Source organism: uncultured Nitrosomonas sp., from assembly GCF_902826915.1.
In the GTDB taxonomy this organism is placed as follows: domain Bacteria; phylum Pseudomonadota; class Gammaproteobacteria; order Burkholderiales; family Nitrosomonadaceae; genus Nitrosomonas.
Genome location: NZ_CADEGP010000116.1, coordinates 1 through 5,016 on the forward strand (window position 1 = coordinate 1; position 5,016 = coordinate 5,016).

A 5,016-nucleotide genomic window follows, 5' to 3' on the forward strand; every position below is an offset into this window, starting at 1 on the left:
CTTGTGATGTTGGATGACAAGTTTACTTGTTAGCTAACATCACATATCCTGCCCTGTATTCTATCTCTATATACTAAATTATGCATTATTATTTAAGTTTGTAGTTATCTAATTCGAGCTGACATTTCTTGATTTAATATTTGTTTAATTCTTATATACCTGTTATACAGTGGATATCTACTGCATTATTGGCTAATAATTGGATAGATTATTGAATAATTGGTTGTATGATTTGCTCATGAAACAATTGAATTCTCAAATCATGCAAACCAAAAAGTTTTTGAATGGAATTATGAATACGACATTGTCGTTTTAGTACGGCGGCTATTAGCGGATATGGAAAAAAAGTTATCTCAACGGATGGCCGAGAATGCAGTCAAGAAAAACAAAAGCAATGCAAGATTCAATCTTGCAATGTTTCTCCTTCTGCGCGACGAAATAAATGAAGCCATCGATGATGGATGGTCAGTTAAATATATTTGGGAAGTATTATACGAAGAAGGAAAAATTACATTTAGCTATCAAACTTTCTTGAATTTAGTAAATAAATATAAAACTAATTCATCCCTACAATCAAAAACTATTATCGCTAAAAAAGAATCCGCGCCATTGCCTGATTCTGAATCGACGGCGCAACTCCAGCCTGAATCAGAATCGACACAAGATCGGATAAAAATAACTGACTCACCAAAATCCCCGGATTATGGAAACCCGAAAGGTTTCGAGTGGAGTACTGATTATGATCCTAAGGATTTTATTTAATAGCTGCCAAGATCATTGCGCTCATTCCCGTATTAAGAATCAAGATTCACAACGTGATGTAGCAAGCTTCAATTTAAACGCAACAATTTTATGAAGGAATTATTCTAATGGCTAAAGTACACATGATCTTGCAAGGTAAGGGAGGGGTTGGTAAATCTTTCATCGCATCCATACTGGCACAGCATTATTACGCCAAGAAGAAAAATGTTCTTTGCATTGATACTGACCCGGTGAATGCTACTTTTCATGGATTTAAGAAATTAAATGTTCAGCGATTGGATTTAATGGAAGGTGACGAAATTGATCCACGTAAATTTGATGATTTGATTGAATCCATCTCCAAAAGTAAAACCGATGTGGTGATTGATAATGGCGCCAGTACCTTTGTGGCTTTGGCACATTACTTAATCAGCAATCAGATACCTGCCCTGCTTAAAAACAGTGGTATTGAGCTGATCGTCCATACCGTTATTACCGGTGGTCAGGCACTGACAGATACCTTAAATGGATTTAAGAAGATGGTAAAACAGTTTCCTGATGATGTTTCATTTGTTGTCTGGCTTAATCCTTTTTGGGGAAAGATTGAGCTCGAAGGCAAAAGCTTTGAATCTTTGAGTGTTTATCTGGATAACAAAAACCGCGTATCAGCCATTATCAAAATACCAGAATACAAGCCGGAAACTTTTGGTCGTGATTTAAGTGAAATGCTCCAAGCGAAGTTGACCTTTGCCGATGCGATCAAAAAACCGGAATTAACCATCATGAATCGCCAACGGCTAACAATAATACAAAGCGATCTGTTTGAGCAATTAGAAGGTGCACAAGCCGTATTGGCATGAGTACGACCGATGAAAAGATTGATAAAGTAATTCAGCAAATCGCATCCGTTCATGGTGTTGCCGTATCCAAAGATGATCCCATCATGATACTGCATACCATGAATGAGCGCCTCATTTCGGATAGCAAGGCTGCTCAGCAGGAATTGTTGGATAATTTTAGAAGTCAGCTTGAAGTGACTGTTTCTGAATTGTCCATGGCAGCTAAAAATCATTCGGATCGAGTTCTTAATTCAACCATACAAACCAGCAAAACAGAAATCTCACGCGTAATGGAAGAACAATCCAATATTATTATTGAGCGTTGGAAAGCTGATTTGCATGCTGAATTTAATGAAGCCTGCAAAACAATGACAACTTCAAGACAAACCGCAATATTGAATATTATCGCTTCATTTATTACTTTAATTGCTGCCGGAATTGTTTTGACTATCTATTTGAAAATGTAAAATAGGGGTCTTTAAATCAATATTTAAAAGTCAATGCCTTAATATGATGCGCTTCCTCCAACCAACTACTCGAAAGCAAGCTTTCTAAATTTTCCCCGTTAAGCTTGTCAAGCTAGATAGCATTCTATAAACTGATTATAATCCGTAAATAATTTGTTGAGGCCTTATCATGTTTAGAATGAATGCTATAAACCCCGTTTCAGATTTTAGCCGCAAACCTGCGGAGCATATCAAACGCTTAAAAGAAACTGGAAAACCTGAAATACTGACTGTGAACGGCAAAGCGGAGTTAGTCATTCAAGATGCAAGAGCCTACGAAGAAATGATAGATTTATTAGAAACGCTAGAGAAAACAGCACAAGCAGCCAAATCTCATGATGAAGGTAAAAGTATTCCTGCTAATGAGTTTTTTAAAGAATTTGAGAAAAAACATGGCTTAAAGCGTGACACAGTACAAGATTGACATTGCACCAGAAGCCGCAAAAGAAATAGAAGACATTTATCTCTATATTGCCAAGGATTCCCAGAACAATGCAACAAGTTGGTATTTTGCTATCTATGACAAAATACAGACCCTAAAAGATTTTCCTGCGCGCTGCCCTATGGCTTTTGAAGATCGTTACTATGAATATGAAATTAGACACTTAATAATAGGTAATTATCGCGTGTTATACCGTATACAGGATAGAACCGTTCAGATCCTCCACGTAAAACATGGGGCACAGCAACGAAATCCATTTTAAACTTGCAATTCCCCGTGGTCTTGCCACGGGGAATTGCAAGTTGAATGTGGCCCAGACATCAAGCGACGGCCAGAAATATAACGAATAAGGCTAGATCGTATCGGAGCTAATACAAATTATTCAACAACACCAATTAATTTACAGTTCTTTTTTATGAGTTTCATAAAAGCTTCTCAAAACAGTATTCATCCTGGTTTGGTAGCCTCTACCCTGATTTTTAAACCATTCGACCATATCCGCATCAAAGCGTACTGTTAAGCGCTCTTTCTTCTCCGGGTGAACAAGTACAGCATTTTTCCAGAAGGTCTCATCAAGTTCAGGAATGTCACTGCAATCTATATCTTCATCCTTAATAGCTTTAATTTCCTTAAGACGTTTTTTTGATATGCTCATTGTACAACCTCCTTTCTTTCTTCTTGGCTGGCCTCGCTGAAATAATGCGCGTTATACCATTTCTATCTGTGTGAACAACAACAATGATGATTTCCCCATCAAGCGAACCAATGCTTATTATTCGCGTCTCGTTGTAATCTTTACGCTTATCAATCCATGTAAAAACATCGTTCTCGAAAATTTGGCAAGCTTCATTAAAGCTAATACCGTGCTTCTTTAGATTTGTTATGTCTTTATCAGGGCTCCATTCATAGCGCATTTTCTATATGTACAATATGTATGTACATATGTCAAGAATTATATATTTTGTGAGAAATCCTCAGAACAAATACCGAAACACCCTTTTGGTTATTCTCTAAACGATCGTTTTGGGAACAGAAAATATGTTGATCGGATATGCGCGGGTTTCCACTCTGGATCAAAATCCACAATTACAGATTGAGGCACTAAATGAAGCAGGATGTAAAAAGATATTTACCGAAAAAATATCAGGGCAAGTACAAAACGTTTGCAGTTAGAAGATGCTCTTAAATATATGCGTGAAGGTGATACGCTGGTAATCTGGAAACTCTCACGCCTGGCACGGTCGTTGTCAAGCTAGTTGTCGCCTGAACGTATGAATTTATGCTGTCTTTTTGAGTTCTGAATTAACCTCCTTTTGATCGGTTTTTTTGGGAACGCGTTGATCCGGGTTTAAATGAACGACACGAACTGGCTGCCAGTTCCGAGTAACGCCGCTCCAGCGTTCCGGATGCCTCTTCTTCGCTTCTTCATACACATTGGCACGCTTCTGCAGCAACTCGGTATCCAGGTTGGCATGGCGTTCTGCCGGGGTTACAAAGCGGATGGCACTGTGACGATGTTCATGGTTGTACCATTGGATAAACATGCCTACCCACCGCCTGGCGGCAAGGAGGCTTTCAAACGCTTGGCTAGGATAAGCTGGCCGGTATTTCATCGTCTTGAATAGCGACTCTAAATATGGATTATCGTTACTGACCGCCGGGCGGCTGAATGATGGTGTCACACCCAATGCTTGCAGGGTAGCCAACAACGTTGCGCCTTTCATCGGGCTGCCGTTGTCCGAATGCAGTACCACCTGGTCCGGCGCGATTTTTTCTCGCATGCAAATATCGCGCATGACGTCGCTGGCCAGTTCACTGCTTTCTGTATCATAAACTTGCCAGCCAATGATTTTGCGGCTAAAAATATCGATGAACAAATACAGGTAAAATAGACTCCCAATACCAGTGTGGGCAGGTAAGTAATATCCCAACTGACCAACTGATTGGGTGCCGTTGCCGATAGCGCACGCGGCTTGTGACGCTGTTTTACTGGTCGTTCCGCTCTGCGCTGCTTGAGCTGATTTTCCGCTCTCAGTACGCGATAGAAAGTTGATTCGGAAGCAATGTATTGTCCGCAGTCGGCTAGCCTGGGAACAATCTGACTGGGCGGAAGCTGACCAAATTCGTCTGAATGAAGGATGATAAAATGCGCACAGTACAAGCCATGCTCAAAGATACTGAAAATTACCCTTTTATCTCCGACATCATTAAAACCCTTGGTATCGGCAGAACAACCTTCTATTGTCACTTCCCGCCAAAATGGTTCTGGACAGTTTAGAACATGACATTATGTGCTTGGCGCATAACGAGGAAATCTTAACATCATGTTGCCTTACCGATATGTAAGGAATATAATGAAAGCTATCTCTTAGTGAAAGAAAAAATTAATTATGTCGACAGCGAAAATTACCAGCAAAGGCCAGATTACTATTCCAATTGAGATCCGCACTTTATTAGATCTCCAGAATGGAGACAAAGTTAATTTTAT

9 protein-coding genes and 2 pseudogenes are annotated in these 5,016 nt (G+C 39.6%); 8 read left to right on the plus strand and 3 right to left on the minus strand.

Annotated elements, in window-relative coordinates:
* The first annotated feature begins 336 nt into the window (after window positions 1-336).
* The 5 genes from QZV86_RS13385 (at window position 337) to QZV86_RS13405 (ending at window position 2,790) form a co-directional block, all read left to right on the plus strand.
* Entirely contained in the window at window positions 337-762 is a 426-nt protein-coding gene (locus tag QZV86_RS13385; protein WP_132467139.1) for a TraK family protein, read from the plus strand.
* 107 nt (window positions 763-869) lie between these two features.
* Window positions 870-1,601: a conjugal transfer protein TraL gene (locus QZV86_RS13390; protein ID WP_107803751.1), complete on the plus strand. Its 732-nt coding sequence runs from the start codon at window positions 870-872 to the stop codon at window positions 1,599-1,601.
* Window positions 1,598-2,047 carry a hypothetical protein gene (locus tag QZV86_RS13395; RefSeq protein ID WP_107803752.1) on the plus strand — a complete coding sequence of 150 codons (450 nt, stop codon included), beginning with the start codon at window positions 1,598-1,600 and terminating at the stop codon, window positions 2,045-2,047. Before QZV86_RS13390 ends, QZV86_RS13395 begins: the two co-directional genes overlap by 4 nt.
* 169 nt (window positions 2,048-2,216) lie before the next feature.
* Complete coding sequence (locus tag QZV86_RS13400; RefSeq protein ID WP_107803753.1) at window positions 2,217-2,510, plus strand: type II toxin-antitoxin system Phd/YefM family antitoxin; 294 nt, start codon at window positions 2,217-2,219, stop codon at window positions 2,508-2,510.
* Window positions 2,491-2,790, plus strand: coding sequence for a type II toxin-antitoxin system RelE/ParE family toxin (locus QZV86_RS13405; RefSeq protein WP_107803754.1), 300 nt, complete (start codon window positions 2,491-2,493; stop codon window positions 2,788-2,790). Before QZV86_RS13400 ends, QZV86_RS13405 begins: the two co-directional genes overlap by 20 nt.
* 138 nt (window positions 2,791-2,928) lie before the next feature.
* On the opposite strand, the gene QZV86_RS13410 is transcribed toward QZV86_RS13405, so the two are convergent.
* Together QZV86_RS13410 and QZV86_RS13875 are read right to left on the minus strand one after the other, a co-directional pair.
* Window positions 2,929-3,183 carry a BrnA antitoxin family protein gene (locus QZV86_RS13410; protein ID WP_107803755.1) on the minus strand — a complete coding sequence of 85 codons (255 nt, stop codon included), beginning with the start codon at window positions 3,181-3,183 and terminating at the stop codon, window positions 2,929-2,931.
* Window positions 3,158-3,442, minus strand: coding sequence for a BrnT family toxin (locus QZV86_RS13875; protein ID WP_107803756.1), 285 nt, complete (start codon window positions 3,440-3,442; stop codon window positions 3,158-3,160). Before QZV86_RS13875 ends, QZV86_RS13410 begins: the two co-directional genes overlap by 26 nt.
* 124 nt (window positions 3,443-3,566) lie before the next feature.
* Here QZV86_RS13875 and QZV86_RS13880 point away from each other — a divergent pair.
* Window positions 3,567-3,775 (plus strand): annotated as a pseudogene (locus QZV86_RS13880) (recombinase family protein); the annotation flags it as partial.
* A gap of 30 nt (window positions 3,776-3,805) precedes the next feature.
* Here QZV86_RS13880 and QZV86_RS13425 read toward each other — a convergent pair.
* A pseudogene (locus tag QZV86_RS13425) lies at window positions 3,806-4,641 on the minus strand (IS3 family transposase); the annotation flags it as partial.
* A gap of 33 nt (window positions 4,642-4,674) precedes the next feature.
* On the opposite strand from QZV86_RS13425, the gene QZV86_RS13430 reads away from it, so the two are divergent.
* A complete protein-coding gene (locus tag QZV86_RS13430; protein ID WP_258193062.1) occupies window positions 4,675-4,806 on the plus strand; it encodes a hypothetical protein in 132 nt (43 codons plus the stop codon).
* A gap of 112 nt (window positions 4,807-4,918) precedes the next feature.
* On the plus strand, window positions 4,919-5,016 hold a 98-nt coding region (locus QZV86_RS13435), incomplete at its 3' end, for an AbrB/MazE/SpoVT family DNA-binding domain-containing protein (protein ID WP_295629160.1).